The sequence below is a fragment of the Methylobacterium brachythecii genome (assembly GCF_014196345.1).
In the GTDB taxonomy this organism is placed as follows: domain Bacteria; phylum Pseudomonadota; class Alphaproteobacteria; order Rhizobiales; family Beijerinckiaceae; genus Methylobacterium; species Methylobacterium brachythecii.
The window spans coordinates 46,557-70,608 of sequence record NZ_JACIDN010000001.1 but is presented as its reverse complement, the minus strand read 5'-3'; the positions used below and the strand labels follow the sequence as shown (position 1 = coordinate 70,608).

Annotated in this window: 21 protein-coding genes and 1 tRNA gene; 11 read left to right on the top strand and 11 right to left on the bottom strand. The window is 67.4% G+C overall.

The window, feature by feature from the left end:
- The first annotated feature begins 61 nt into the window (after positions 1-61).
- The 5 genes from GGR33_RS00300 to GGR33_RS00280 all read left to right on the top strand — a co-directional run bounded on the left by GGR33_RS00300 (position 62) and on the right by GGR33_RS00280 (position 5,021).
- Positions 62-2,065: a putative bifunctional diguanylate cyclase/phosphodiesterase gene (locus GGR33_RS00300; RefSeq protein ID WP_183501357.1), complete on the top strand. Its 2,004-nt coding sequence runs from the start codon at positions 62-64 to the stop codon at positions 2,063-2,065.
- Positions 2,066-2,394: 329 nt separating this feature from the next.
- Positions 2,395-3,297 (top strand): class I SAM-dependent methyltransferase, encoded by a 903-nt coding sequence (locus GGR33_RS00295; RefSeq protein ID WP_183501355.1) that lies wholly within the window; start codon positions 2,395-2,397, stop codon positions 3,295-3,297.
- A 156-nt stretch (positions 3,298-3,453) separates the two neighbouring features.
- The gene (locus GGR33_RS00290) at positions 3,454-3,927 is read left to right on the top strand and encodes an SRPBCC family protein (RefSeq protein ID WP_183501353.1); all 474 of its coding nucleotides are present in this window, start codon (positions 3,454-3,456) and stop codon (positions 3,925-3,927) included.
- Positions 3,928-4,090: 163 nt separating this feature from the next.
- Positions 4,091-4,768: a phosphoglycolate phosphatase gene (gene gph / locus GGR33_RS00285; RefSeq protein WP_183501351.1), complete on the top strand. Its 678-nt coding sequence runs from the start codon at positions 4,091-4,093 to the stop codon at positions 4,766-4,768.
- 94 nt (positions 4,769-4,862) lie between these two features.
- Positions 4,863-5,021: a hypothetical protein gene (locus tag GGR33_RS00280; protein WP_183501349.1), complete on the top strand. Its 159-nt coding sequence runs from the start codon at positions 4,863-4,865 to the stop codon at positions 5,019-5,021.
- A gap of 16 nt (positions 5,022-5,037) precedes the next feature.
- On the opposite strand, the gene GGR33_RS00275 is transcribed toward GGR33_RS00280, so the two are convergent.
- Positions 5,038-5,112 (bottom strand) — tRNA-Val (locus GGR33_RS00275).
- A 120-nt stretch (positions 5,113-5,232) separates the two neighbouring features.
- On the opposite strand from GGR33_RS00275, the gene gltX reads away from it, so the two are divergent.
- On the top strand, positions 5,233-6,579 hold the full coding sequence (gene gltX / locus GGR33_RS00270; protein ID WP_183501347.1) for a glutamate--tRNA ligase: 1,347 nt from the start codon (positions 5,233-5,235) through the stop codon (positions 6,577-6,579).
- 253 nt (positions 6,580-6,832) lie between these two features.
- Complete coding sequence (locus GGR33_RS00265) at positions 6,833-8,218, top strand: FAD/NAD(P)-binding protein (RefSeq protein WP_183501345.1); 1,386 nt, start codon at positions 6,833-6,835, stop codon at positions 8,216-8,218.
- On the opposite strand, the gene GGR33_RS00260 is transcribed toward GGR33_RS00265, so the two are convergent.
- Genes GGR33_RS00260 through metX form a run of 3 tightly spaced genes read right to left on the bottom strand, consistent with a single transcriptional unit; the run spans position 8,215 to position 10,629 of the window.
- Complete coding sequence (locus GGR33_RS00260) at positions 8,215-8,724, bottom strand: AAA family ATPase (protein ID WP_183501344.1); 510 nt, start codon at positions 8,722-8,724, stop codon at positions 8,215-8,217. The genes GGR33_RS00265 and GGR33_RS00260 overlap by 4 nt on opposite strands.
- A 4-nt stretch (positions 8,725-8,728) precedes the next feature.
- Positions 8,729-9,418 (bottom strand): methionine biosynthesis protein MetW, encoded by a 690-nt coding sequence (metW, locus tag GGR33_RS00255; protein WP_183501342.1) that lies wholly within the window; start codon positions 9,416-9,418, stop codon positions 8,729-8,731.
- Complete coding sequence (gene metX / locus GGR33_RS00250; RefSeq protein WP_183502076.1) at positions 9,418-10,629, bottom strand: homoserine O-acetyltransferase MetX; 1,212 nt, start codon at positions 10,627-10,629, stop codon at positions 9,418-9,420. Before metX ends, metW begins: the two co-directional genes overlap by 1 nt.
- A 238-nt stretch (positions 10,630-10,867) precedes the next feature.
- On the opposite strand from metX, the gene GGR33_RS00245 reads away from it, so the two are divergent.
- The 3 genes from GGR33_RS00245 to GGR33_RS00235 all read left to right on the top strand — a co-directional run bounded on the left by GGR33_RS00245 (position 10,868) and on the right by GGR33_RS00235 (position 14,297).
- Complete coding sequence (locus tag GGR33_RS00245) at positions 10,868-12,178, top strand: MFS transporter (RefSeq protein WP_183501340.1); 1,311 nt, start codon at positions 10,868-10,870, stop codon at positions 12,176-12,178.
- Positions 12,179-12,253: 75 nt separating this feature from the next.
- Positions 12,254-13,366, top strand: coding sequence for a pyridoxal phosphate-dependent aminotransferase (locus GGR33_RS00240; protein WP_183501339.1), 1,113 nt, complete (start codon positions 12,254-12,256; stop codon positions 13,364-13,366).
- Position 13,367: 1 nt separating this feature from the next.
- Positions 13,368-14,297, top strand: coding sequence for a prephenate/arogenate dehydrogenase family protein (locus GGR33_RS00235; protein WP_183501338.1), 930 nt, complete (start codon positions 13,368-13,370; stop codon positions 14,295-14,297).
- On the opposite strand, the gene GGR33_RS00230 is transcribed toward GGR33_RS00235, so the two are convergent.
- The 3 genes from GGR33_RS00230 to dctA form a co-directional block, all read right to left on the bottom strand.
- Positions 14,294-14,677, bottom strand: coding sequence for a VOC family protein (locus tag GGR33_RS00230; RefSeq protein ID WP_183501336.1), 384 nt, complete (start codon positions 14,675-14,677; stop codon positions 14,294-14,296). The two genes, GGR33_RS00235 and GGR33_RS00230, sit on opposite strands and share 4 nt — an antisense overlap.
- 232 nt (positions 14,678-14,909) lie before the next feature.
- Positions 14,910-16,073, bottom strand: a complete 1,164-nt coding sequence (locus GGR33_RS00225; RefSeq protein WP_183501334.1) for a mandelate racemase/muconate lactonizing enzyme family protein — start codon at positions 16,071-16,073, stop codon at positions 14,910-14,912.
- 31 nt (positions 16,074-16,104) lie between these two features.
- Positions 16,105-17,415 carry a C4-dicarboxylate transporter DctA gene (dctA, locus tag GGR33_RS00220; protein WP_183501332.1) on the bottom strand — a complete coding sequence of 437 codons (1,311 nt, stop codon included), beginning with the start codon at positions 17,413-17,415 and terminating at the stop codon, positions 16,105-16,107.
- A 122-nt stretch (positions 17,416-17,537) separates the two neighbouring features.
- Here dctA and GGR33_RS00215 point away from each other — a divergent pair, with 122 nt between their 5' ends.
- Entirely contained in the window at positions 17,538-18,434 is an 897-nt protein-coding gene (locus GGR33_RS00215) for a LysR family transcriptional regulator (RefSeq protein WP_183501330.1), read from the top strand.
- 15 nt (positions 18,435-18,449) lie between these two features.
- Here the strand turns inward: GGR33_RS00215 and bioD are convergent, their stop codons facing one another.
- From bioD to GGR33_RS00195, 4 genes are all read right to left on the bottom strand, one after another.
- Positions 18,450-19,166 carry a dethiobiotin synthase gene (gene bioD / locus GGR33_RS00210; protein WP_183501329.1) on the bottom strand — a complete coding sequence of 239 codons (717 nt, stop codon included), beginning with the start codon at positions 19,164-19,166 and terminating at the stop codon, positions 18,450-18,452.
- Positions 19,163-19,936, bottom strand: coding sequence for a ferredoxin--NADP reductase (locus GGR33_RS00205; protein ID WP_183501327.1), 774 nt, complete (start codon positions 19,934-19,936; stop codon positions 19,163-19,165). Before GGR33_RS00205 ends, bioD begins: the two co-directional genes overlap by 4 nt.
- A gap of 176 nt (positions 19,937-20,112) precedes the next feature.
- On the bottom strand, positions 20,113-21,039 hold the full coding sequence (locus GGR33_RS00200; RefSeq protein WP_183501325.1) for a ring-cleaving dioxygenase: 927 nt from the start codon (positions 21,037-21,039) through the stop codon (positions 20,113-20,115).
- A gap of 80 nt (positions 21,040-21,119) precedes the next feature.
- Positions 21,120-23,972, bottom strand: coding sequence for an ATP-binding protein (locus tag GGR33_RS00195; protein WP_183501323.1), 2,853 nt, complete (start codon positions 23,970-23,972; stop codon positions 21,120-21,122).
- Positions 23,973-24,052 lie beyond the last annotated feature (80 nt).

Genomic DNA, 24,052 nt, shown 5'->3' with positions numbered 1-24,052 from the left:
TCTCTACTTCACGGTTTCGAAACCCGGACGCGGTTTTATCCGGAGGCGTCCGGAAAGGCTCATGGCACCAGGTCTCGCAGAAAACATTGATGCGGAGCTCGGCAAGCGGTGGCAGACCCGGCGCTCGCCGGCCTTGGCGAAGCTGTACGAAGAGCGCAGCGAGAGCACGCATTGGCAGGACGCCCGGATCTCGTCGCGTCTCGCCGGGATCGTCTACATCGCGTTCTTCTTCACGGATCTGATCATGATCCGCGACGTGGCGGTCTACAACATCGCCGCGCGTCTCATCATCGGCCTGCTGTTCATCTTCGACATCGAGGCGCAGATCCGGCGCGGCGTCCGCTCGCTGTGGGTCGACTATCAATGCGCCTTCGGAATCGTCGCGGCCTACGCGACGTGGATGTGGTTCTCGAGCTGCAGCGTCTACCAGGTCAGCGCCTCGTACTACCTGACCTATGGGATCATCTTCATCATCGGTCAGAACGTCTTCTTCAACTTCCGGTTCGCTCTGGCGGTGGTGTCGTCGAGCGTGATGCTCGGCATCTTCATCGTGTTCCTGGTCTCCAGTTTCTTCACGTCCATCGAGTACGTGGTCGGCATCAGCACGCTCTATTTCTCGACCTATACTCTCACGCTGTTCGTGAACTGGAAGTTGAATGAGGAGCGCTATCGCGTCTTCCTAAACTCGCTTCGCGCCGAGATCCGGGAAGAGGAGGCGACGGAGCGGGGCGCCGCGCTGCTGCGGCTCTCGACGACCGACGCGCTCACGGGTCTCGCCAACCGACGGGCCATCGACGACGAGCTGCGCGCCTATTGGGGCAACTGGCAGGCGGCCGAGAAGAGCTTCGCGGTCATCCTGATCGATGTCGACTACTTCAAGCGCTACAACGACCAGTACGGCCACCAGCGCGGCGACCGCTGCCTGATCGCCGTGGCCGACGCGATGAAGGCTGCCGCCACGCAGAGCAAATATGCGCTCGGCCGCTTCGGTGGCGAGGAGTTCATCCTGCTGGTGCGCTGCCAGTCGCGGGAGCACATGGCGCTCGTCGCCGAGGGCGTGCGCCGGGCCGTCGAGGATCTCGCGATCCCGCACGAGCAGCGGCCCGACCCCTGCTTCGTCGTCACCGTCAGCATCGGCGCCGCCTTCAGCCGGGACATCACCAGCACGAAGGTCGAGCGGCTGGTCACCGAGGCCGACCGCGCGCTCTACGCGGCGAAGAAGACCGGCCGAAACTGCGTCAAGCTCTTCGACCGGGACGATCCGCTGGAGGTAAACCTCGACGACAGCGTGACGGATCTCCTCCGGGGCGCCATCGCCGGCGGCCACGTCGCCATGGTCTACCAGCCCATCCGCGACGCGGTTTCCGGCGAGATCGCGGGCGCCGAGGCGCTGATGCGCCTGACTGGTCCGAACGGGGAATCCATCTCTCCGGCTGTGTTCATCCCCATCGCCGAACGCACCGGGATGATCGTCGAGCTCGGACGGTGGGCGATCCGCACCGCGTGCCGCGAGCTGATCGTCGAGGATCTCGTCGCGATGGTCAGCGTCAACGTCTCGGCCGTCCAGCTCAGCACGCCGAGCTTCGCGCTGTCGGTGGCTGCCATTCTTAGCGAGACCGACGTGGCGCCGCATCGCCTGATTATTGAGGTGACGGAGGGCCTGCAGATCGAGGGCAATCCCGACATCCTCCGAAGCCTGAGGGAGCTGCGGACCCTCGGCGTGAAGATCTGGCTCGACGACTTCGGCACCGGCTTCGCCGGCCTGTCCTGCGTGCGGGAGGTCGCCTTCGATGCGGTCAAGATCGACCGCTCCTTCCTCCAGGCCACCGAGACGCAGCGGGGCGCTGAGATGTTCCGCAACATCGTCGGCCTCGTCCGCAACGTCGGCTGCCAGACCGTCGTGGAAGGCATTGAGACCAGCGCGCAGCGGCAGCTTTCGGCGGAGCTCCAGGTGGACCTGCTTCAGGGCTACCATCTCGGCAAGCCGATGAAAGCCGACGCGCTGCACTCGCTGGTCGCCTCGGAGACGGTCGTCTCGCGCAAGAGCACGTCCGCCTCGGCCTGAGGCGCTCCCGACGCCTCGCTCCCACCGATGTCATCCCCGTCCTGCGCTCGCCGCCCCGCGGTGGCACGCCCGGCCGCTTGGATACAATATCCGCAAACGTTCATAATAGAGTTTCATTAACCTTAAGATCACGATTTTGTGACTGCGTTCAGACTGCTTTTCAGCAAACAGTTTTTCCCGGGCTGTGGGTAACTCGGGTCAAAAGGTTGATAACCCCATGGCCGGATGCCTGGCATCAGGTGCTTTTTGTTTAGGAGTTGTTAATCTCCTGATCACTGGAGCGATGTGGCGCGGTCACGTGGTTATCCAGGCTGATCCCGAGTTCTTTCATGGAACGTCTTCATTCGGTTTTGTCGGAGGCTCAGAGCCGGCTGATCGCCAATCCCAGCCCAGACATCATCGATTGGTTGGCCAAAGAGCTGGGAACCACCTACGACGAGGCGTCCTCGACCGGACAGCTTTCCGAGTTTCGGGCGTCTTGCCGCTCGCACCCGCTCTCCGAAGTCTTCCTGCTCGATCCGTATTCCCGACGCGCCCATGACAAGCCGCGCGGCTATGCCGGCGACGCGGTCATGCTCGACTACATTTACCGGCCGACGCCCGGTCAGCTCGACGGCATGGCCTCGATCGTCCACCGCGCGACGACGTCGCTGCCGAATGCCAAGAGCATCCTGTGGCGCCGGGATTACCTGGCAGGCCTGATCCACGACTACATGGGCTCCCGCGAATGCGCCGAGGTTCTCTCGGTGGCATCGGGGCACATGCGTGAGCTCGACGCCCTCCGCGAGGCAACCACCGACACCAACGTCCGCTTCTCGGTGCTCGACCAGGACGAGACCTCGATCGCCGAATCCAAGGGCGAGTACAGCGAGTTCACCATCGAGGGCCGCGTTGCGAGCTTCGCCGCCCTGATCAAGGAGCGGCGTCCGGCCGCCAGCTACGATCTGATCTACTCGGCGGGCCTGTTCGACTACCTGCCGAAGGCTCCGGCCGTGGCCTTGATCAAGGCGATGTTCGCCCGGCTCAAGTCCGGCGGCATGCTCTCCGTCGGCAACTTCACCCGCGACAGCCACGGCCGCGGCTTCATGGCCGGCTTTATGGACTGGTGCCTGATCTACCGCGACGAGGACGATATGCGCGCGCTGGCCGAGGCGGCCTGCCCGAAGGCCTCCTACAAGATCTTCCGCGATCAGCCGCGCAACGTGGTCTACCTCGAGGTTTACGCCGACTGAGCCATGCCCGGCTCGGCCGGTCCGTCCCGATCGACCAGGGGGGCCGGTCCTGCCATTCACACAGGCGCGAGCGGCATGGCCCGAGATCGATTGTGCCCTAACTAGTTCGACAGCCCGCAAAGGGCTGCAAAAACAATCGACTCGAGGAAACGTCCAATGCTGAAGATCGTCGTTTCGGCCGTGGCTCTGGCCGCGGCCGCCGTCGCACCTGCCATGGCCCTGGAGGTCACCAAGGCCGCCAGCGTCGCGGCCCCTCCCGCCACCGTCTGGAAGACCATCGGCGGTTTCTGCGGCATCGGCGATTGGCATCCCGTCGTCGAGAAATGCGCGTTGTCGAAGCAGGGCGCCAAGCAACAGCGTACGCTGAGCCTCAAGGGTGGCGGCACGATCCAGGAGGAAGAGCAGGCCCGTGACGACGCCGCCATGAGCTACACCTACACGATCCTCGAGAGCCCGCTCCCCGTCTCCGACTACAAGTCCACGATCTCCGTGGCGAAGGACGGCAGCGGCTCGAAGGTGACCTGGACGGGCAGCTTCAAAGCCAAGGGCGCCCCCGACGCCAAGGCCCAGGACGTGATCGGCGGCGTCTACGATGCCGGCCTCAAGGGCATCTCCGACAAGGCGAAGTAAGCGGCAGCAGGGGCAGGGGCGTCCCGTTCGCCCCTGCATCTCGGGATGAGAGAGCGGTTGGGACCGCGGATCAGAGCCGAATCGGCCGTGCAGCCGGAGGCTTGATCCCCCCACCCATTCGGTCCATCCCGCTCGCGCCCCAGCTCCGCTTGCGCGAGACCCGATGTCCGATCTGCCCCCGATTGCCGTGTTCGATCTCGACGGAACCCTCGCCGACACGGCGGGGGATCTCATCGGGACCCTCAACGTCATCCTGAAAAGGGAAGGGCTGGCGGCCCTACCACTGGAACAGGCGCGCGACCTGCTCGGAGCCGGCGCGCGCGCGTTGATCACGCGGGGTTTCTCCGCCACCGGGCAGGTACTGGAGCCAGATCGCCTCGAGCGGCTGTTTCAGGACTTCCTGGACTACTACGGCGCCCACCTCACCGACCATTCGCGGCTGTATCCGGGCGTCGTGGCGGCTCTCGACGATCTCGAAGCCAAAGGCTTCCGGCTCGCCGTCTGCACCAACAAGGTCGAGGGCCATGCCGTCGACCTATTGAAGGCACTCGGCCTCGCGCCGCGTTTCGCGGCGATCGTCGGCAAGGACACCTTTGCCTGGTCGAAACCCGACCCGCGCCACATCACGCTCACCGTCGAGCGGGCCGGCGGCGATCCATCGCGCGCCGTGATGGTCGGCGATTCCCGTGCCGACGTGGACGCCGCCAAGGCCGCCGGCATCCCTGTGGTCGGCGTGAGCTTCGGCTACACGGCGGTGCCGATGCGCGACCTCGCGCCGGACACGCTGATCGATCATTTCGACGAGCTTCCGGCGGCGATCGCGGCGCTGGTTCCGGTCTGAGGGGTGCGCTGCATTCGGCCGGGTTTCTTGGCGGTCCGGTAACGCTTTGGCTCGCTGCAGCGCAACCATCGTGGCGCTAACCCGTTGAGCCGGCATGACATCGGAACAAATGGCCGAATCTTGCCGGCGTCGCGCCAGCCATTGGCGCCGTGCCGAACGCCTCTGGAACAAGGCCGGCAACACACTCGCGGCGAAGGAATGCGCCAAGGAGGCCGAGCGCTGCGAACGCCGTGCCGATGATCTGGCGGATTAGATATCGTCGGGATGACTGGTGGACGGTGCAGGGATCGAACCTGCGACCTCTCCCGTGTGAAGGGAACGCACTACCGCTGTGCTAACCGTCCATGCCGGTCGTGGGGCAGCCGAAGCCGGCACCCCGCGGAGCCGCGCTTCTAGGGCGGGAGCGCGATCCCCGTCAAGGCAGGCTCTTCGCAGTCGCGGACAAACCGTCTAGGCGTGCGCGCATGACCACGCCCCTCGTCCGTTTCGCGCCCTCGCCGACGGGTTACCTTCACATCGGCAATGCACGGCCGGCCCTGCTGAACTTCCTGTTCGCGCGCCGGGAGGGTGGCCGTTTCCTGCTGCGCCTCGACGATACCGATCGCGAGCGCTCCACGGAGGAGTTCGCGGGCGCGATCCGTGAGGACTTGTCTTGGCTCGGTATCGCGCCGAACCTGTTCGCACGGCAGAGCGAGCGTACTGCGAGCTACGAGGCCGCGAAGGAGACGTTGATCGGGCAGGGCCGGCTTTATCCCTGCTACGAGACGCCGGAAGAGCTCGATCGCCGCCGCAAGCGCCAGCTCGGCCGCGGCCTGCCGCCGATCTACGACCGCGCAGCGCTCAACCTGACCGACGAGGAGAGGGTCGCCTTCGAGGGGCAGGGACGGCGCCCGCATTGGCGGTTCAAGCTCGACCACAGGGTCGTCGCCTGGAACGACCTCGTGCGCGACGAGAGTCACGTCGATTGCGCCTCGCTCTCCGACCCGGTCCTGATCCGCGAAGATGGCACCGTGCTCTACACGTTGCCTTCCGTGGTGGACGATGCCGAGTTGGGCGTGACCCACGTCATTCGCGGCGAGGACCACGTCACCAATACCGGTGTACAGGTGCAGATCTTCGAGGCGCTCGGTTATCCCGTGCCGGTCTTCGCGCACCATAACCTGCTGACCACGGCCGATGGCGAAGGCCTGTCGAAGCGGCTCGGGCATCTCTCCCTGCGTAGCCTTCGCGAAGCCGGCTTCGAACCAGCCGCGGTCGACTCCCTGGCGGTGCTGACGGGAACCTCCGAGGCCGTGCGGGCGGTGCCCACCCTCGACGAGCTGGCGGGTCTGGTCGATTTCGGCCGCATCTCGCGCGCGCCAGCCCGGTTCGATCCGTCCGAGCTCGACGTCATCAACGCGCAGATCGTCCACACCATGCCCTTCGCCGAGGCGCGCGAGCGCCTGCTGGCGCTGGGCATTCCCGAAGAAACGGCCGAGTCCCTCTGGACCGTGGTGCGGGCCAATCTCGTCAAGGTTGCGGACGCGGCCGAGTGGTGGCGGGTGGTCGCAGGCCCGGTCAGCCCCGTGATCCAGGATGCGGCTTTCTTGGAGACCGCGCTCTCGCTGCTGCCGGCAGGCCCCTTCGATGCGACGACCTGGAAGAGCTGGACCGAGGCCGTGAAGCAGGCGACGGGCGCCAAGGGCCGCTCGCTGTTCATGCCGCTGCGCCTCGCGCTGACCGGGCTCGACCATGGACCGGATCTGGCAGGCCTCCTGCCGCTGATCGGCCGCGAACGGGCGGCGCAGCGCCTGGCCGGGGAGACGGCGTGAGCCGCAGGGAAGATTGTTCTTTTTGCCAAACGATCGGTTGAAGGACGTTCTGCGCGCGAGACCGTCGGGAGAACAGCCTTCCAGCAGCAGAATTCGCAATTATCCTTTTAATTTCGACGGTTGGACTCAAGACCCGGATGCTTCGAGCGGCGGACAGGGTACTTTACGACCTGTCATGCCGTTCTCTATAAAGAACGAAACCGTCGTGCCGCTCGTTCAAGCGGCGCGCTCACCCGTTCTGGAGCATCCTGTCATGAGCGCGCACCATTCTGCGCTCCCCATCGCCGTCATCGGCGCCGGTTTCAGCGGCACCATGGCGGCGATCCAGCTATTGGACTCGCTGCCGCACAACCGGCCTGTGCTCCTCTGCGAGCGCTCCGCGAGTTTCGGGCGAGGTCTCGCCTACGGCACCGGCGATTTCGGGCATTTCCTGAACCTGCGCGCCTCCAACATGAGCGCGTATCCGGATCGCCCCCGGCATTTCGAGCAATGGCTCGCGCGCAATGCCCTCGACCTGCCGCCGGACGAGGCTGCCGGAGTACGGGTCACGCCGGGCGGCACCTTCGCGTCGCGGGCGCTCTATGGCCGCTATCTCTCGGAGATCCTGACGGACACCGTCACGGGCTCCGGGCCGCCGCGCCTGCGCCTCGTCAACGATGGCATTTCCGACCTCGTGCCACGGCCGGGCGGGTTTGCGCTCCGCACCGAGGGGGGCCTCAGCCTGCCGGTCGCCGGGGCGGTGCTCGCCATGGGTAACCTCGCCGGAACCGGCGAGCCGCATAGCCGGCACCGGGCCGATCTCTGGTCGCCAGAGACCATCGGCCGGTTGCAGCCGGAGCTTCCGGTGCTCATCGTCGGCACGGGGCTGACGATGATCGATGCCGTCATCAGCCTGCGCCGTCGCGGCTTCGGCGGCCCGATTATCGCTCTGTCGCGTCGTGGCCTGCTGCCGAACACCCATGCGCCGACCGAGGCGCTTCCCGTGCCCAACCTGACCGGGGTGGATCTCCGCTCGCTCACGGCCCTGACCCGGCGCATCCGCGCGGCGGCGCATGCGGCCGGCGACGATTGGCGCAACGTGATCGACGCGCTTCGGCCGATTACGGACTACGTTTGGCGCAGCCTGCCGGCTTCGGAGCGGGAGCGCTTCCTGCGCCATCTGCGCCCGTTCTGGGACGTGCATCGCCACCGCTCGGCACCGCCCGCCGCCGCTGCGATCGCCGACGACATCGCGGCCGGCTGCCTGACGGTACGGGCCGGCCGCATCCTGTCGATCGAGGACGAACCGAGTCGCGCCGTGGTGACGCTGAGGCCGCGGGGCGCTGCGGAGCCCGAGCGTCTGACGGTGCAGTGCATCCTCGACGCCACCGGGATCGGCCGCGTCAGCAAGACGCCGGACCCGCTGCTGCGCCGGCTGATCGATCGCGGCCTAGTGCGTCCCGGCCCGTTCGGTCTCGGGCTCGACGTCGACGCGGATTTCCGTGCGCGCGGCCTGCCCCTCGGCGGTCCGCTCTGGACGATCGGCCCGCTGATGCGCGGGGCGCTCTGGGAGTGCATCGCGGTGCCCGATATCCGCAACCAGGCGGCCGACCTCGCCGCCGGAATCGCGGCCGAACTGGCACGCGACGAGGCGGCCTAGGCGTCTCCGCCGAGACGACGCGACAGGTCGTGCATCGGCCGCCGGCTGCGCAGGACGATTCCGCGTCCCGGAAATCCTTCGGCGACGGCGACGCTTCGCGCCCGACGGGTCCGATTCCAGGCCAGCGCGAAGCGCAGGAATTCCAGTTCGAACCGCTCGGGGCAGCCGGCCGCCATCTCGGGCCGCTCGCGCGCATAGCTGGTGATCGTCCGCTTGCTGATGCGGGCCATGAGCAGCCAGGTCGGCACGTCGAGATAGATCACGGTATCCGCCGCCGCGAGCCGTGGCGCGATCGTGGCGGTGTAGTTGCCGTCGATCACCCAGTCCGGCAGAGCTGCGATGCGTGCGACTTCGGTGGCAAAAATCTCCTGCTCCACCGGCACCCAGCCGGGGCGGAAATAGATCTGGTCGAGATGGAAGACGGGCAGCCCGTGTCGCTCGCCGAGCTGGCGGGCGAGGGTAGATTTGCCACTACCGGGCGGCCCGAGGATGACGACTCGCCGCATTCGCTCAAAGCGGTTTCGCTGGACCCCGCCGCAGCAGGAACACCCCCTGCGCCCCGACGAGGTTCCAGAACCACCACGGCATCGAGTAGCGCATCGGCTTGCCGCGCCCGTCGAGGGCGGTGGCCTTCTCGATGTTGGCGCCGACCGTGCGACACAGGCCGACGAAGTCCCGGATGGTGCAGTGGTGGATGTTCGGGGTCTCGTACCAGGTCTCGGGCATGATCTCCGTCATCGGCATGCGACCGCGGAAGGCGAGTTCCGTTCGCACGCGCCAATGCCCGAAATTCGGGAAGGAGATGATGACCTGCTTGCCGATGCGCAGCAGATGCTCGAGCACGATGCGCGGGTTGCGCGTCGCCTGGATGGTCTGGGAGAGTACGACCACGTCGAAGGCGTCGTCGGGATAGTTGGCGAGATCGGTATCGGCATCGCCCTGGATCACCGGCAGGCCGCGGGCGAGGCAGGCGTTCACGCCCTCGCGCGACAGCTCGATGCCGCGTCCGTCGATGTTGCGGCGATCGCGCAGCAGCGCCAGCAGCGAGCCGTCGCCGCAGCCGATATCGAGCACGCGGGCGCCGTCGGGCACCAGCCCGAGCACGACGAGGTGGTCGACGCGCTCATCCGCGCCCCGCGGCAATGACTCGGCGGCATCCCAGGGCGCAGTGGAGGCGTCGGTCAGGGTGGGATGAGCCATCAGAGCCCTCGCGCCCGCGCCGCCGCGTCGATGAAGCCCTGTGCGGCGGAAAACATCGCCGGCTCGTCGAGCAGGAAGGCGTCGTGGCCTTTGTCGCTCTCGACCTCGACGAAGGCCACCGGCGCGGCGACTGCGTTCAGCGCGTGGACGATCGCCCGGGAATCGGCGGTCGGAAACAGCCAGTCGGAGGTGAAGGAGATCACGCAGAATCGAGTCTTCGAACCTCGGAAGGCGTTGGCGAGCACGCCGCCATGGTCCTCGGCGAGGTCGAAATAGTCCATCGCCCGGGTGAGATAGAGATAGGCGTTGGCGTCGAAGCGTTCGACGAAGGAGAGCCCCTGGTGGCGCAGGTAGCTCTCGATCTGGAAGTCGGCATTGAACGAGAAGGTCGGCGCAGCCCGGTTCTGGAGACGGCGGCCGAACTTACGATGCAGGGCCGGCTCGGACAGGTAGGTGATGTGCGCGCCCATCCGCGCGACGCCGAGGCCCTTGGCCGGCCGCGTGCCCTCTTCGAGATAGCGTCCATCCGCCCAGGCCGGGTCGGCCATGATCGCCTGCCTTCCGACCTCGTGGAAGGCGATGTTCTGCGCCGAATGGCGCGCGCCCGTGGCGATCGGCATCGCGGCGAAGACGCGTTCGGGGAAAAGCGAGGCCCATTGCAGGACCTGCATCCCGCCCATCGAGCCGCCGATGCAGAGAAACAGGTCGCGGATGCCGAGCCGGTCGAGCAGCATCGATTGGGCCCGCACCATGTCGCGGATGGTCACCAGCGGGAAGTCGAGCCCGTAGGGCCGACCCGTTGACGGATCGAGCGAGGCCGGGCCGGTCGAGCCCATGCAACTGCCGATCACGTTCGAGCAGATGACGAAGTAGCGGTTCGTGTCGATCGGCTTGCCGGGGCCGACCAGCGTCTCCCACCAGCCTGCCTTGCCGGTGACCGGATGGGTGTGGGCGAAATGCTGGTCGCCGGTCAGCGCGTGGCAGATCAGGACCGCGTTGGAGCGCTCGGCGTTGAGCGTTCCGACGGTCTGGTAGGCGACCCGGAACGGCGCGAGCGTGATACCGCAATCCATCGACAGCGGCTCGTCGGTGCCGAACAGCGCGACGGGGCTCTTCGGGTCGGAGGCCGGAAGGGCGTCGTAGTCACGGCGTGATGGCTTCGCCTCGTCGCGAAGGCCGGTCTCGGCATCTGGCGTCAACGTGGTGTCCATCGCGCGCTCGGGTGCTGCCCCCGGGGCCAACTCGGCCATCGGTCGAAGCTCTCGCGTTGTCATGAGGCGACGCGGGGTCCAGCCCTTCAGACTTGGCCGGGTCGACAGGAGGTAATGTGCCCATCCCAGTGCGTCAACGAAAGGAGGAAGCGGCTGATTGCGAGGAGTTATCGCCAGCTCTGCAACAAAACCTCCCTCACTGGTTTATGAGTGCGCCGCAATAAGCGAAGGAGCGGGAATGAAGGGCGAGATCGCAGCTGCACAGGGCCATCCGGCGCTGGACCGCAAGGCCGTGGGGGCCGTGGTGCTCGGCAACGCTCTCGAATTCTACGATTTCACGATCTACGCCTTCTTCGCCGTGCCGATCGGCGCCGCCTTCTTCCCGTCGCAGAACGCCACCGACAGCCTGCTCGCCTCGCTGGCCCTGTTCGGCATCGGCTACGTGATGCGCCCGATCGGCGGCATCGTGATCGGCGCCTTCGCCGACCGGGCAGGGCGCAAGCCCGCCATGCTCATCACCATCGCGCTCATGGCGGTCGGCATGCTGATGCTGGCCCTGACGCCGGGCTACGATGCTATCGGGGGATGGGCGCAGGGCATCGTCATCGTCGGGCGGCTGATCCAGGGGCTGGCGCTCGGCGGCGAGGTCGGGCCGTCCACTGCCTATCTGCTGGAGGCGGCACCACCGGACCATCGCGGCTTCATCGCGAGTTGGCAGATCGCGAGCCAGGGCTGCGCTGCACTGATCGCCGGCATCGTCGCCTCCGTGCTGACATTGGCGGTCGGCGACCACGCCATGGCGGAGTGGGGCTGGCGCGGAATGTTCCTGCTCGGCCTCGCCGTCGTGCCGGTCGGCCTGATCATCCGCAGTCACCTGCCCGAGACCGCCGGTGAGGAGAAGGATCCGGAAGCGGCGGATTCGACCCTCGCGGTGGTGGCCCGGCTGGTGCGCGAGCATGGCCGGCTGCTGATCCTCACCTTCCTGATCATCGCGGCCTCGACCGTCTCGAACGCGATCGGCACCAACATGCCGGTCTATGCGCAGGCGACGCTCGGGCTCACCGAAACGGTCTCGACTGCCGTGCCGATCGCGCTCGGGCTGGCCTCGATCGTGTTTCCGTTGCTTGGTGGCTGGATCGCCGACCGGATCGGACGGCGGCCGGTGATGATCTGGCCGCGCGCGGTGATCGTGCTTCTGGCGATCCCGGCCTTTGCCTGGCTTGCGCAGGCGCCGACCGCGCTCTCGGTCTATGCGGTGACCTTCCTGATGTCGGCGCTTTCCTCGATCAACGCGGCGGCGATCATCGTCGGCATCCCGGAATCACTGCCGCGGGCGGTGCGTAGCGCCGGCCTGTCGATCGTCTACGCCTTCTCGGTCTCGATCTTCGGCGGCAGCACCAACTGGGTGGTGAACAAGCTGATCGCCGTCACCGGCGACCGGCTGGCGCCGGCCTATTACCTCGTCGCCTTCAGCGTGATCGGCACCATCGCCGCGATGCTCATGCCCGAGACGAAGGGCAGGGATCTCGACGCCAACGCCGAGGCGTGACCCTGCGGACTCCACGGCGGCGCGAAATGCTGTAGACGAACCGGATTCGATCGCATCCGACAGTTGTCCGAAGCCATGTCCGCCGCTGTTTCGTCCCCCCTCCGCCCGGTGCCCAAGCCCGGCGTGCTCGCCATCGACGCCTATGTGCCCGGCAAGAGCACGGCGCCGGGTGTCGCCAAGGTGCACAAGCTCTCCTCGAACGAGACGCCGCTGGGCCCGAGCCCGCATGCCGTCGCGGCCCTTCAGGAGGCATCGGCCAAGCTCGCGGCCTACCCGGATGGCACCGCGTCGAAGCTGCGCACGGCCATCGCGGCCCGCTTCGGGCTCGATCCGGCCCGCATCGTCTGCGGCGCGGGCTCGGACGAGCTGCTGTTCCTGCTCTCCCACGCCTTCGTCGGCCCGGGCGACGAGGGCATCTATTGCGAGCACGGCTTCCTGATCTACCGGATCGCGATGCTGTCGGCTGGCGGCACGCCGGTCGTGGTGCCGGAGACGAATCTGACCACCGACGTCGACGCCATCCTCGCCGCGGTCACGCCGCGCACGAAGATCGTCTACATCGCCAACCCCAACAACCCGACGGGCACCTACCTGCCCTTCGACGAGGTCCGCCGCCTGCATGCCGGGCTGCCCGGCAACGTGTTGCTGGTGCTCGACGGCGCCTACGCCGAATACGTCCGCGCGAACGATTACGGCGCCGGGTTGGAGCTGGCGCTCGAATCCCAGAACGTCGTCATGACGCGCACCTTCTCGAAGATCCACGGACTGGCGGCGCAGCGGATCGGCTGGATGGTCGGGCCGGAAGGCGTGGTCGATGCGCTCAACCGCATCCGCGGGCCGTTCAATCTGTCAGGCGGGTCCATCGCCGCGGGCGCCGCGGCGATTGCCGACGAGGCCCATCTCGCGGCGGCCGTCGCGCACAACACCGAGTGGCTCGGCTGGCTCACGGAGCAGGTCCGGGCGCTCGGCTACGCCGTCACGCCGAGTGTCGCGAACTTTCTGCTGGCTCACTTTCCGGACGAGCCCGGCCGCACGGCTGCCGATGCCGACGCGCACCTGACCCGGCACGGCGTCATCGTCCGCCAGGTCGCGTCCTATGGATTGCCGAATGCGCTGCGGGTCAGCGTCGGCAGCGAGGAAGCGAACCGGGCCTTCATCGATGCGCTGAAGAGTTTTGGCCGGAGCTAGGATGGGCACCGTCCTGCACACAGTTGCCATCGTCGGGCTCGGCCTGATCGGCTCCTCGATCGCCCGCGGCGCGCGCACCTACGGGCTTGCCGACAGGGTCGTGGCCGTCGACCGCGACGAGGCGGTGCTCGACCGCGTCCGTGCGCTCGGCATTGCAGATCTCGCGACGTCCAGCCTGGCGGACGGAGTGACCGAGGCCGATCTCGTCATTCTCTGCGTGCCGGTGGGCGCCATCGGCGCAGTCGCGGCCGAACTCGCGCCACATCTCAAGCCTGGCGCGATCCTGTCGGATGTCGGCTCGGTGAAGGGCTCGGTGGTCGCCGCAGCGGCGTCGCACCTCAAGCCGGAAAACCCCTTCGTGCCGGCCCATCCCGTGGCGGGCACCGAGTATTCCGGTCCCGATTCCGGCTTCGCGACGCTGTTTCAAAACCGCTGGTGCATCATCACCCCGCCCGAGGGCGTGGATGATGGAGCCGTCGCCACGGTGACAGCATTCTGGGAGGGTCTCGGCGCCATCGTCGAGACGATGACGCCCGAGCACCACGACCTCGTGCTCGCCATCACGAGCCACGTGCCGCATCTCATCGCCTACAACATCGTCGGCACCGCCGCCGATCTGGAGACGGTGACGCAGTCCGAGGTGATCAAATTCTCGGCCGGCGGTTTTCGCGATTTCACGCGCATCGCGGCGTCCGATCCGACCATGTGGCGCGACGTCTTCCTCACCAACAAGGAGGCCGTGCTGGAGATGCTCGGCCGCTTCAACGAGGACCTCTCGGCGCTCACCAAGGCGATCCGCTGGGGTGACGGGGACGCGCTGTTCGAGCTGTTCACCCGCACCCGTGCGATCCGCAAAGGCATCGTCGCCATGGGCCAGGAGACGGCCGAGCCGGATTTCGGCCGGGCGCGGCTGGACGCGAAAAGCGACTAAAGCGCGAAGTCGCGCTTCAGAAACTCGATCAATACGCCGTCCGGCCCGGTGATGAAGATCGTGCGCAGGCCCGGCTTCACGTCGTTGATGCCGGAGGCGATGTCGAGATTCTTGGCCTTCAGATCGGCGAAGGTCGCCTCGATGTCGTCGACGGCGAAGCCGATATGCTCCAGGCCGAGATGCGGGGCCTTAGCGCTCGATGCAGTGTCCTCCGGCGCCTGCTCGATGAACAGGTGCAGGCCGCCGAGATCGAGCACGACGCGGCTGACCGGCGAGCCATCGCGGCGGATCTCCCGGGCGCCCAGCTTCTCGACATAGAAGACCGAGGCCGCGACCGCGTCGCGGCTACGCAGGTGAACGTGGTCGATGCGGTAGGGCATTGCGGGTTCCCTCGTCGGACAGCGCGGATCAGTGCTGAGGATGCGGTAGCCGGTTTTCGGCGCGCTGCCACCAGCCCGGCCGCAATACTTCCAACTCCGTCATTCCGGGGCTCGCCAGAGGCGAGAACCCGGAATCTACCCGTGATGCGGGAGACAGACACTCCGTCGAGGCCAGTCGTGGATCCCGGATTCCGCTGCGCGGCCGCGGGATGACGGCTTGGGTATGAGGGCGTTACTCCGCCAATTCCCGCATCACCTTGATTAGGTCCGACTTGCCCTCGAAGCCGATGCCCGGGATCTCCGGCATGGTGATGTGGCCGTCCTCGACCTTCACGCCGTCCGGGAAGCCGCCATAGGGCTGGAATAGGTCGGGGTAGCTCTCGTTGCCGCCCAGCCCGAGGCCGGCAGCGATGTTGAGCGACATCTGGTGGCCGCCATGCGGGATGCAGCGGCTGCGCGACCAGCCGAATTGGTCCAGTACCTCAAGGGTGCGCAGGTATTCGACGAGGCCGTAGGACAGGGCGCAGTCGAATTGCAGCCAGTCGCGGTCCGGGCGCATGCCGCCGTAGCGGAGCAGGTTGCGGGCGTCCTGGTGCGAGAACAGGTTCTCGCCGGTGGCCATCGGGCCGGGATAGAACTCGCTCATCGCCGCCTGCAGGGCGTAGTCGAGCGGGTCGCCGATCTCCTCGTACCAGAACAGCGGGTATTCGCGGAGCATCTTGGCGTAGGCGATGCCGGTCTCGAGGTCGAAGCGGCCGTTCACGTCGACGGCGAGCCGGGCCTGCCCCTCGATCTCGGCGAGCACGGCCTCGATGCGGCGCTGGTCCTCGTCGATCGGGGCGCCGCCGATCTTCATCTTCACGACGCTGTAGCCGCGGTCGAGATAGCTGCGCATCTCGGCTCGCAGGGCAGAATAGTCCTTGCCGGGATAGTAGTAGCCACCGGCCGCGTAGACGAAGACGCGCGGATCGGCCTCGCGGCCATCCTGCTCGGCGAGCATGCGGAAGAGCGGCTTGCCGGCGATCTTCGCCGTCGCGTCCCAGATCGCCATGTCGAGGGTGCCGACTGCCACCGAGCGCTCGCCGTGGCCGCCGGGCTTCTCGTTGGTCATCATCGCCGCCCAGAGCTTGTGCGGGTCGAGGTTGTCGCCTGCCTCGTTGAGGACGCTCTTCGGCTCGGCCTGGAGCAGGCGATCCCGGAAGCGTTCGCGGATCAGGCCGCCCTGGCCGTAGCGACCGTTCGAGTTGAAGCCGTAGCCGACCACCCGGCGGCCATCCCGCTCCACGTCGGTGACGACGGCCACCAGGCTCGCAGTCATCTTCGAGAAGTCGATATAGGCGTTGCGGATGGGCGATGAGATCGGCTTGGTGATCTCGCAGACGTCGACGATGCGCATGCTCTTTCTCGCTTTTTAAGGTGAGGGGGCGTCAGGAGGCGGCGGCCACCGCCTGCGGGTCGGACGAGGGCTCGGCGAGGACGGGCCGGGCGCGGTCGCGATACGCGGCCTCGGCCTTCGCTTGGTCGAAGGCGCCCTCCCATTTCGCGACGGCGATGGTGGCGATGCCGTTGCCGATGAGGTTGGTGACGGCACGCGCCTCGTTCATGAAACGGTCGACGCCGAGCAGCAGGACGAGGCCGGTCACCGGCACGGTGTGGATGCTCGACAGGGTCGCCGCGAGCGTCACGAAGCCGGCGCCGGCGACGCCCGCCGATCCCTTCGAGGTCAGCAGCAGGACGCCCAGGATGACGAGCTGCCCCCAGATATCGAGTGGCGTGTTGGTGGCCTGCGCGACGAAGATCGCCGCCATGGTCAGGTAGATCGAGGTGCCGTCGGCGTTGAAGGTGTAGCCGGTGGGCAGCACGAGCCCGACCACGGACTTGTCACAGCCCAGCCGCTCGAGCTTCGCCATCATCCGGGGCATCACCGCTTCGGTCGAGCAGGTGCCGAAGGTGATGAGGATCTCGTCCTTGAAGTAGGCGAGGAACTTCGTGAGTGGGAAGCCGGCCCAGCGGGCCACCGCGCCCAGCACCACCACCACGAAGACGATCGAGGTGAGGTAGACGCCGAGCATCAGGTAGGCGAGCGACCAGACGGTGCCGACGCCGTACTTGCCGAAGGTGAAGGCGACGCCGGCTCCCGCGCCGAGGGGTGCGAGCCGCATGACCATCGCGACGATGCGGAAGAGCGCATCGAGCAGACTGTCGATCACCGCGACCACCGGCTTGCCGCGCTCGCCGGCCTCGACGAGGGCGATGCCGAGCAGCACCGAGATCAGGATGATCTGCAGCATCGCGCCCTTGGCGAAGGCATCCACGATGGTCGTCGGGATGATGTCCATCAGGAAGCCGACGAGGCCGGGCTGCGTCTCGGCCACCTTGGCGTAGCCGGCGATGGCCTTCCCATCGATGTGCGAGGCATCGATGTTCATGCCCACGCCCGGCTGCATGATGTTGACGACGACGAGGCCGATCACGAGAGCCAGCGTCGAGACCACTTCGAAGTACAACAGCGCCCGGATGCCGATGCGGCCGACCTCCTTGAGGTTGCCCATCTTGGCGATGCCGACCACGATCGTGCCGAAGATGATCGGCGCGAGCAGCATCTTGATCAGTTTGATGAAGCCGTCCGCGAAGGGCTGCAGCGCGATGCCGATGGTGGGCCAGACATATCCGATCAGGCCACCGAGAATGATCCCGAAGAAGACCTGGATGTAGAGCTTGCCGAGCCAGTTCTTCATGGCCGTGATCCTCCCGGGATCTGAGTGCCTCTCGTACGGGGGCTTTCCCGAAGACCTACTGCTGGACTCGCCGCTCGGGCCAATGCCATGTTCGGTTCGCGTTATGCGAGAACGGCATCGGCATGGATCTCGACTGGCTGAAGGATTTTCTGGCGCTCGCCGAGCAGAAGACCTTCTCCCGCGCCGCCGACGCCCGCAACGTGACGCAGCCCGCCTTCAGCCGGCGTATCCGGGCTCTCGAGGACTGGATCGGCACGCCGCTCTTCGTGCGGGGCGCGCAAGGCGCCGTGCTCACGGAGGCCGGGCTGCATCTCCAGCCGCAGGCCGTCGAGATGATGCGCGCGCTCGACCGCGCGCGCCGCGAGACGCAAGCCATCGGCGAGCGGGATACCGGCGCGCTCTCGGTGGCCGCCACGCACGCGCTCTCCTTCACCTTCTTTCCGGCCTGGATACGCGGCCTGATGCGCGTCGAGGCGCTCGGCGCGCTGAACCTCATCTCCGACAGCATGGAGGCCTGCGAGCAGATGATGCTCGGCGGGGAGGTGCATTTCCTGCTGTGCCACTGCCATGCGCGGGTGCCGATGCGCTTCGAAGCGGACCGGTTTCCGAGCGTGACCATCGGCGAGGACGTGCTCGTCCCCGTCTCCGCGCCCGATGAAGACGGGCAGCCGCTTTGGTCGCTGCCGGGTACGCGGGACAGGCCGTTGCCGCATCTCGGCTACGCTCAAGCCTCAGGCCTCGGCCGTATCCTGGCGGCGCAGATCTCCGAGAGTGGCGAACTGCGTCTGGAGGCGGGATTCACCTCGCGGCTGGCCGCAACGCTGCTGACCATGGCGCGCGAAGGTCATGGCCTCGCTTGGCTGCCCCGGACGCTCGCCGAGGAGGATCTGGGGAGAGGCCGCCTGGTGCGGGCCGGCCCCGCACGGTTCGACATCCCGATCGAGATCCGGCTGTTTCGCTCGCTCGACTGCCGCAACCACGTCGCCGACACGCTCTGGGGGCGGCTGGAGGACGGCTGAGGGGAGGTCGGCCGCCTAGCCGAGCGGCCCTTGAAGCAGCGCATCGGCAAGGCCGCCAGGAAAAGCGCCGCCACGCGGCACGATCCCAACCGTCACCTCCACACGCCGTGCTATGGCCTCTGAAACGACCTCCGGCGGCGTCGGCGCGTCGGTGCTCTCGCTCACCACGACGCCTGCGAGCGGGACACCATGCGCTTTCAGAGTCTCGATGGCGGTCAGCGCGTGGCTGATTGCGCCGAGATAGCTGCCGGAGACGAGTAGAGCCGGCAAACCAAGCTGCTTCAGCCAGTCGAGGCCGGTGGCGTCCGCGGTGATCGGGCTCATGAGGCCGCCGACGCCTTCGATCAGGACAGTCATATCGGGATGAGGCTGTCGATGGGGTGGGAGCTGCCGCTCGCACCACGTGACGAGTTCGTCGAGATGGAGCTTTCGCCCCTCCCGGGCCGCAGCTTGGTCGGGCGCGAGCGGCGCGGAAAACCGCCAGGGCGAGCAGGCCTCCACCGTCTCCGTCGCGACGGAAAGTCCCTGGGCCGCCAGCAGGATCGCGGTGTCGCTTTCGGCGAAGGCAGGATCGTCGATCGGCGGGACGCCGCTGGCCAGCGGCTTCAGCGTTAGGACGTGGCGTCCCTGCTCACGCAGGCGGCGGGTCAGCGCGGCGGTCGCGTAGGTCTTGCCGATTTCGGTTCCGGCGCCGGCGATGAACAGGGCGCGGCGCCGGGGTGTCGCGCTCACTTCTCGACGAAGGCCTTCTCGATGACGTAGTGGGCGGCCTCGCCGTGGTTGCCCTCTTCGTAGCCGAGGCCGGAGAGCAACTCGCGGGTGTCGCGGATCATCTCCGGCGAGCCGCACAGCATGAAGCGGTCGTTCTCGATCGACATGTTCGGCAGGCCGATATCCTCGAACAGCTTGCCGGACACCATCAGATCGGTGATGCGGCCGCGGTTGCGGAAGGGCTCGCGGGTCACGGTCGGGTAGTAGATCAGGCCGGCCGAGATCACCTCGCCGAGGAATTCGTGGTTCGGTAGCGCCTCGGTGATGGTCTCGCCATAGGCGAGCTCCTGCACCTGGCGGCAGCCATGGACCAGCACGACCTTCTCGAAGCGCTCGTAGGTCTCCGGATCCTTGATGATCGACATGAACGGCGCGAGGCCGGTGCCGGTGCCGAGCAGGTAGAGGTTCTTGCCGGGAAGCAGGTTGTCGAGGACCAGCGTTCCGGTCGGCTTCTTGCCGACCATGATCGGGTCGCCGACCTTGAGGTGCTGAAGCTTCGAGGTGAGCGGGCCGTTGGCGACCTTGATCGAGAAGAACTCCAGCTCTTCCTCGTAATTGGCCGAGACCACCGAATAGGCGCGCAGCAGAGGCCTTCCCTCGACCTCGATCCCGATCATCGTGAACTCGCCGTTGCGGAAGCGGAACGAAGGATCGCGCGTGGTGCGGAAAGAGAAAAGCGTGTCGGTCCAATGATGAACGCTGAGAACCCGCTCTTCGTAGTACTTGCTCATAATTCTAAATTGTCCCGAATCCGATGATTTTTTTGCCGCTCTTCTCGCAGGTGCGGCCCGCGCGTCAAGTCGAGGACAATGCCGAGGTGCTTCGCGCGAAGCAGATGCACGTCGATTGCGAGCAGCGCCATGCCAGCGGTTCATGACTGAATCGCGGCGTCGATAAGGGCGCTCGATCACAAGGGCTTCAGTCCGGCCTCGATCTCCGCGCGGCGCGGCTCCAGGAAGGGCGGCAGGGCGAGGCGCTGGCCCAGCGTCTCCAGGGGCTCGTCCGCGGTGAAGCCGGGGCCGTCCGTGGCGATCTCGAACAGGATGCCGTTGGGCTCGCGGAAGTAGAGGCTGCGGAAATAGAAGCGGTCCACCGGCCCGCTCGACGGCATCCGCCGCTGGTTCAGGCGATCGGCCCAGGCCGCGTAGTCGGAATCGGGAATGCGGAAGGCGACATGGTGGACGGCGCCCGCGCCCTGCCGCGCAGGCGCGCCGGCATCCTCGAGAAGGTGCACCTCCGCGGCTGGGCCGCCTGCACCCATGCTGAAGACGCGCACTGCGCCTTCGGGGCTGTCGAAGTTGCGCTCGAAGCGCATGCCGAGCACGTCGGTAAGGACTGCCTCGGTCCGCTCGGCAGCAGCGACGCTGAGCTGGACCGGTCCGAGCCCGCGGATCTGGCGCTCCTGCGGTACGGGGCTGCCGGCCCAGGGATGGCTCTCGCCCGCGCCACCATCGTCGACGAGGCTGAGACGCTGGCCTTCGGGATCCTCGACGTCGAGGGTGAGCCGGCCGTCCCGCATCAGCGGTTCCGATGGCTTCACTCCTGCGCGCGAAAGGTGTTCGTGCCACCAGTCGAGGCCACCGGCGACGCGCAGGCCGGTGCGGCTGATGCTGCTGGTGCCGCGCCGTTCGGGTGGAGCCGGCCAATCGAAGAAGGTGACGTCGGAGCCCGGCGAGGCCAGCCCGTCGGCGTAGAACAGGTGATAGGCCGAGACGTCGTCCTGGTTCACCGTCTTCTTGACGAGGCGCAGCCCCAGCACGCGGGTGTAGAAGGCCGCGTTGTCGGCCGCGCGCGCCGTGATGGCGGTGAGGTGGTGGAGTCCGGTGAGCTGCATCCCGCGTCCGTCCCGATGATTCGGGGCAGACATGGTGTGCGGCGACGCCTTTGCCAAAGCGGGCCTGTCCCGCATCCCGCTCAGGTCGCGAGAAGGCTTCCGATCCTGCGGAGCGCGAGGCGTCTCTGCTTGTGCAGGGGGACGACCAGCGGGGCGTAATTGGCGCCCGCGCGGCAGGACGTCTCGACCTTGCGGCAGAGGTCGGACAGGTCGTCGAATCCGAGCATCGCGGCGGCCGTGACCATCGCATGCGCGCCGTCCGCCAGCCCGTCGCGATCGGGGATCGTCCCCTCCTCGCCGAGGCGGGCGTCGAGCTCCTCCGCCAGCGTCGCGAGCAGGTCGTCGGCGCGGGATCGGCCGAGCGTGTCGACGATGGCCTCGAAGGCACCGCGATTGGCGACCGGCTCGACGACGTCGGCCGCGTCCTCGCTGCCGCCCAGCGCCCAAAGCTCGATCGTGGCGAAGAGAGCCTGCTTCTTGAACGGCTTGCCAACATGGTCCTGCATGCCGGCCTGCCGGTAGCTCGCGACCTGCTGCGGCAGCACGTTGGCGGTCATTGCCACGATCGGGACCGCGGCAGCCGGGTGATCGAGGGCGCGGATCAGGCGGGTGGCGGTGATCCCGTCCATGCCCGGCATCTGGATGTCCATCAGCACGAGGTCGTACTTCTCGGCCTGGACCGCGGCCACGGCCTCGGCGCCGCTGGCGACGATATCGACCGCGTGGCCCGCGCGCGTGAGCACGGCCTCGGCGAGATCCTGGTTCAGCGGGACATCCTCGACGAGGAGCAGCCGGCGACCGCCACGGCGGGGAGCGGACAGGCGTTCGATCGCCGGGCACGGCGCCGGCTCGGCGAGCGGCAAGCTGACCTCGAACCAGAAGGTCGAGCCGCGCCCCGCTTCGCTCGTCAGGCCGATCGTGCCGCCCATCAGTTCGACGAGCCGCTTCGAGATGGCGAGGCCGAGGCCGGTGCCGCCGAATTCGCGCCGGATGGTGCCGTCGATCTGGCTGAAGCGCTCGAAGAGCAGGTGCTGCTTCTCGGCCGGGATGCCGATCCCGGTATCGCGCACGGAGAAACGCAGCCGCGCCTCACCAGTGCCGCTGGGTGCTCCTTCGATCGCCAGCGTCACGCTACCCTCGGCGGTGAACTTCACGGCGTTGTTGAGCAGGTTCAGCAGCACCTGACGCAGCCGGTCGCGGTCGCCGAGGACGTGGCTCGGCAGCGCGGGATCGGCCTCGACGCCGAGCCGCAACCCCTTCAATTCGGCGCTGAGACGCACGATCGCGGCGGCCTCCTCGGCCAGGCGATCGATCGCCAGCGGTTCGGGCGAAAGCGCGATGCGTCCGGCCTCGACGGTGGAGAAATCGAGGATGTCGTCGACCACGGTCAGCAGGGCCGAGCCGGCCGAGCGGATGCGCTCGGCATGGGGCCGCAGGGCCTTGTCGAGGGTCGCATGGTCGAGGAGGAGATCGGTGTAGCCGAGGATACCGTTGAGCGGCGTCCGGATCTCGTGGCTCATGGCGGCCAGGAATTCGGACTTGGCCCGGCTCGCCGCCTCGGCCTGGTCGCGGGCCGCATCCGCCTCCTGCGTGCGCGCGGCGACGCGCTGAGCGAGGGTCGCGTTCAATTCGCGCAGGGCATCGTCGGTGCGCTTTTGATCGGTGACGTCGATGAGCAGTCCGTCCCAGATCACCGAGCCGTCGAGCAGGTCTCGCGGGGCGGAGATGATCCGGCACCAGCGGAGTTCGCCGGTATCGGCGCGCTGGATCTGGACCTCGACGTCGAACGGCGTGCGGTCGCGGATCGAACGCTCCTCGGCCTCGGTGATCAGCGCGCGATGTTCGGGCACGATCAGGCCGTAGGCTATGTGCGGGTTGGCGATGGCCGTCTCCACCGAGACGCCGGTCATCCGCTCGTAGCTGCGCGACAGGTGCAGGAAGCGCCGGCCCGTGCCGTTCGGCGCGAGGCCGCTGGCGAGCTGGAAGACACCGCCCGAGGGCATGTTGTCGGTGAGCGCGCGCAAGCGGGCCTCGCTCTCCCGCAGGCCGGCCTCCGCGGCGTCCCGTGCCGTCTCGTCCCGTACCGTCAGCACGGCGCCGATCTGCGCCCCGTCCGGCCCGCGCAGGGGCCGGGCGCTGCCGACGGCGAGCACGTCCGATCCGTCGGGGCGCCGGATGCGCCAGCGCGAGCCGAGAACCGTCTCGCCGCGCACGGCTCTCGCCAGGGCCAGTTCGCGGGACACGTAGGGCCGGCCATCCTCGGTGAAGAGGTGGTAGGTGGCGCTGTAATCGTCCGGCGTGACGTCGAGGCGGGCGACGCCGTGGATCGCGGCGGCGGCCTCGTTGACGAGGGTGATCCTGCCGGACGTGTCGGTGACGATGACGCCTTCGGCGAGCTGGCCGAGGATCGCGGCCTGCTGGGCGGCCGCCTGCCGCGCCTTGTCGGCGGTCGCCGCGTGCAGGTGGAGATGGGCCACAACCATCTCGGCGAGGTCCTGAAGCTGGCGGCGTTGCTCGGGCGAGAAGCAGCGCGGAACGGTGTCGACGAGGCAGAGGCTGCCGACGCGCAGGTCCTTCTGCAGGATCAGCGGAGCACCGGCATAGAACCGGACCCGAGGCTCCCCCGTGACGAATGAATTGCCGGCGAAGCAATCATCTCGGTGCGCGTCCTCGACGACGTGGACGTCGTCCGAGAGGATGGTGCGGCTGCAGAAGGCATCCTTGCGCGGCGCGCTGTCCACGTCGACGCCGCAGCGCGCCTTCACCCAGAGCCGGTCCGCGTCGATCAGCGAGACCAGCGCGATCGGCACGCGGAACAGGGCCGCCGCCGTACGGCAAACCGCGTCGAAATGCGGTTCCGAAGCCGTGTCGAGGATGTGCAGGCCGCGTAACGCGGCCAGCCGTTCGACTTCGTTCGGCGGAAGCGGGATCATCGCGGAATCGAGGTTGGAGCGCCGGCAAACGATAACGCCGGGCGAATCCGACCGAGTTAACGCGAACTCCGTTAACCTCT

Coding starts and splice junctions, on each gene's coding strand:
- GGR33_RS00300 (WP_183501357.1), top strand. CDS start 62: ATGGCACCAGGTCTCGCAGAAAACATTGATGCGGAGCTCGGCAAGCGG.
- GGR33_RS00295 (WP_183501355.1), top strand. CDS start 2,395: ATGGAACGTCTTCATTCGGTTTTGTCGGAGGCTCAGAGCCGGCTGATC.
- GGR33_RS00290 (WP_183501353.1), top strand. CDS start 3,454: ATGCTGAAGATCGTCGTTTCGGCCGTGGCTCTGGCCGCGGCCGCCGTC.
- gph (WP_183501351.1), top strand. CDS start 4,091: ATGTCCGATCTGCCCCCGATTGCCGTGTTCGATCTCGACGGAACCCTC.
- GGR33_RS00280 (WP_183501349.1), top strand. CDS start 4,863: ATGACATCGGAACAAATGGCCGAATCTTGCCGGCGTCGCGCCAGCCAT.
- gltX (WP_183501347.1), top strand. CDS start 5,233: ATGACCACGCCCCTCGTCCGTTTCGCGCCCTCGCCGACGGGTTACCTT.
- GGR33_RS00265 (WP_183501345.1), top strand. CDS start 6,833: ATGAGCGCGCACCATTCTGCGCTCCCCATCGCCGTCATCGGCGCCGGT.
- GGR33_RS00260 (WP_183501344.1), bottom strand. CDS start 8,724: ATGCGGCGAGTCGTCATCCTCGGGCCGCCCGGTAGTGGCAAATCTACC.
- metW (WP_183501342.1), bottom strand. CDS start 9,418: ATGGCTCATCCCACCCTGACCGACGCCTCCACTGCGCCCTGGGATGCC.
- metX (WP_183502076.1), bottom strand. CDS start 10,629: ATGGACACCACGTTGACGCCAGATGCCGAGACCGGCCTTCGCGACGAG.
- GGR33_RS00245 (WP_183501340.1), top strand. CDS start 10,868: ATGAAGGGCGAGATCGCAGCTGCACAGGGCCATCCGGCGCTGGACCGC.
- GGR33_RS00240 (WP_183501339.1), top strand. CDS start 12,254: ATGTCCGCCGCTGTTTCGTCCCCCCTCCGCCCGGTGCCCAAGCCCGGC.
- GGR33_RS00235 (WP_183501338.1), top strand. CDS start 13,368: ATGGGCACCGTCCTGCACACAGTTGCCATCGTCGGGCTCGGCCTGATC.
- GGR33_RS00230 (WP_183501336.1), bottom strand. CDS start 14,677: ATGCCCTACCGCATCGACCACGTTCACCTGCGTAGCCGCGACGCGGTC.
- GGR33_RS00225 (WP_183501334.1), bottom strand. CDS start 16,073: ATGCGCATCGTCGACGTCTGCGAGATCACCAAGCCGATCTCATCGCCC.
- dctA (WP_183501332.1), bottom strand. CDS start 17,415: ATGAAGAACTGGCTCGGCAAGCTCTACATCCAGGTCTTCTTCGGGATC.
- GGR33_RS00215 (WP_183501330.1), top strand. CDS start 17,538: ATGGATCTCGACTGGCTGAAGGATTTTCTGGCGCTCGCCGAGCAGAAG.
- GGR33_RS00205 (WP_183501327.1), bottom strand. CDS start 19,936: ATGAGCAAGTACTACGAAGAGCGGGTTCTCAGCGTTCATCATTGGACC.
- GGR33_RS00200 (WP_183501325.1), bottom strand. CDS start 21,039: ATGCAGCTCACCGGACTCCACCACCTCACCGCCATCACGGCGCGCGCG.
- GGR33_RS00195 (WP_183501323.1), bottom strand. CDS start 23,972: ATGATCCCGCTTCCGCCGAACGAAGTCGAACGGCTGGCCGCGTTACGC.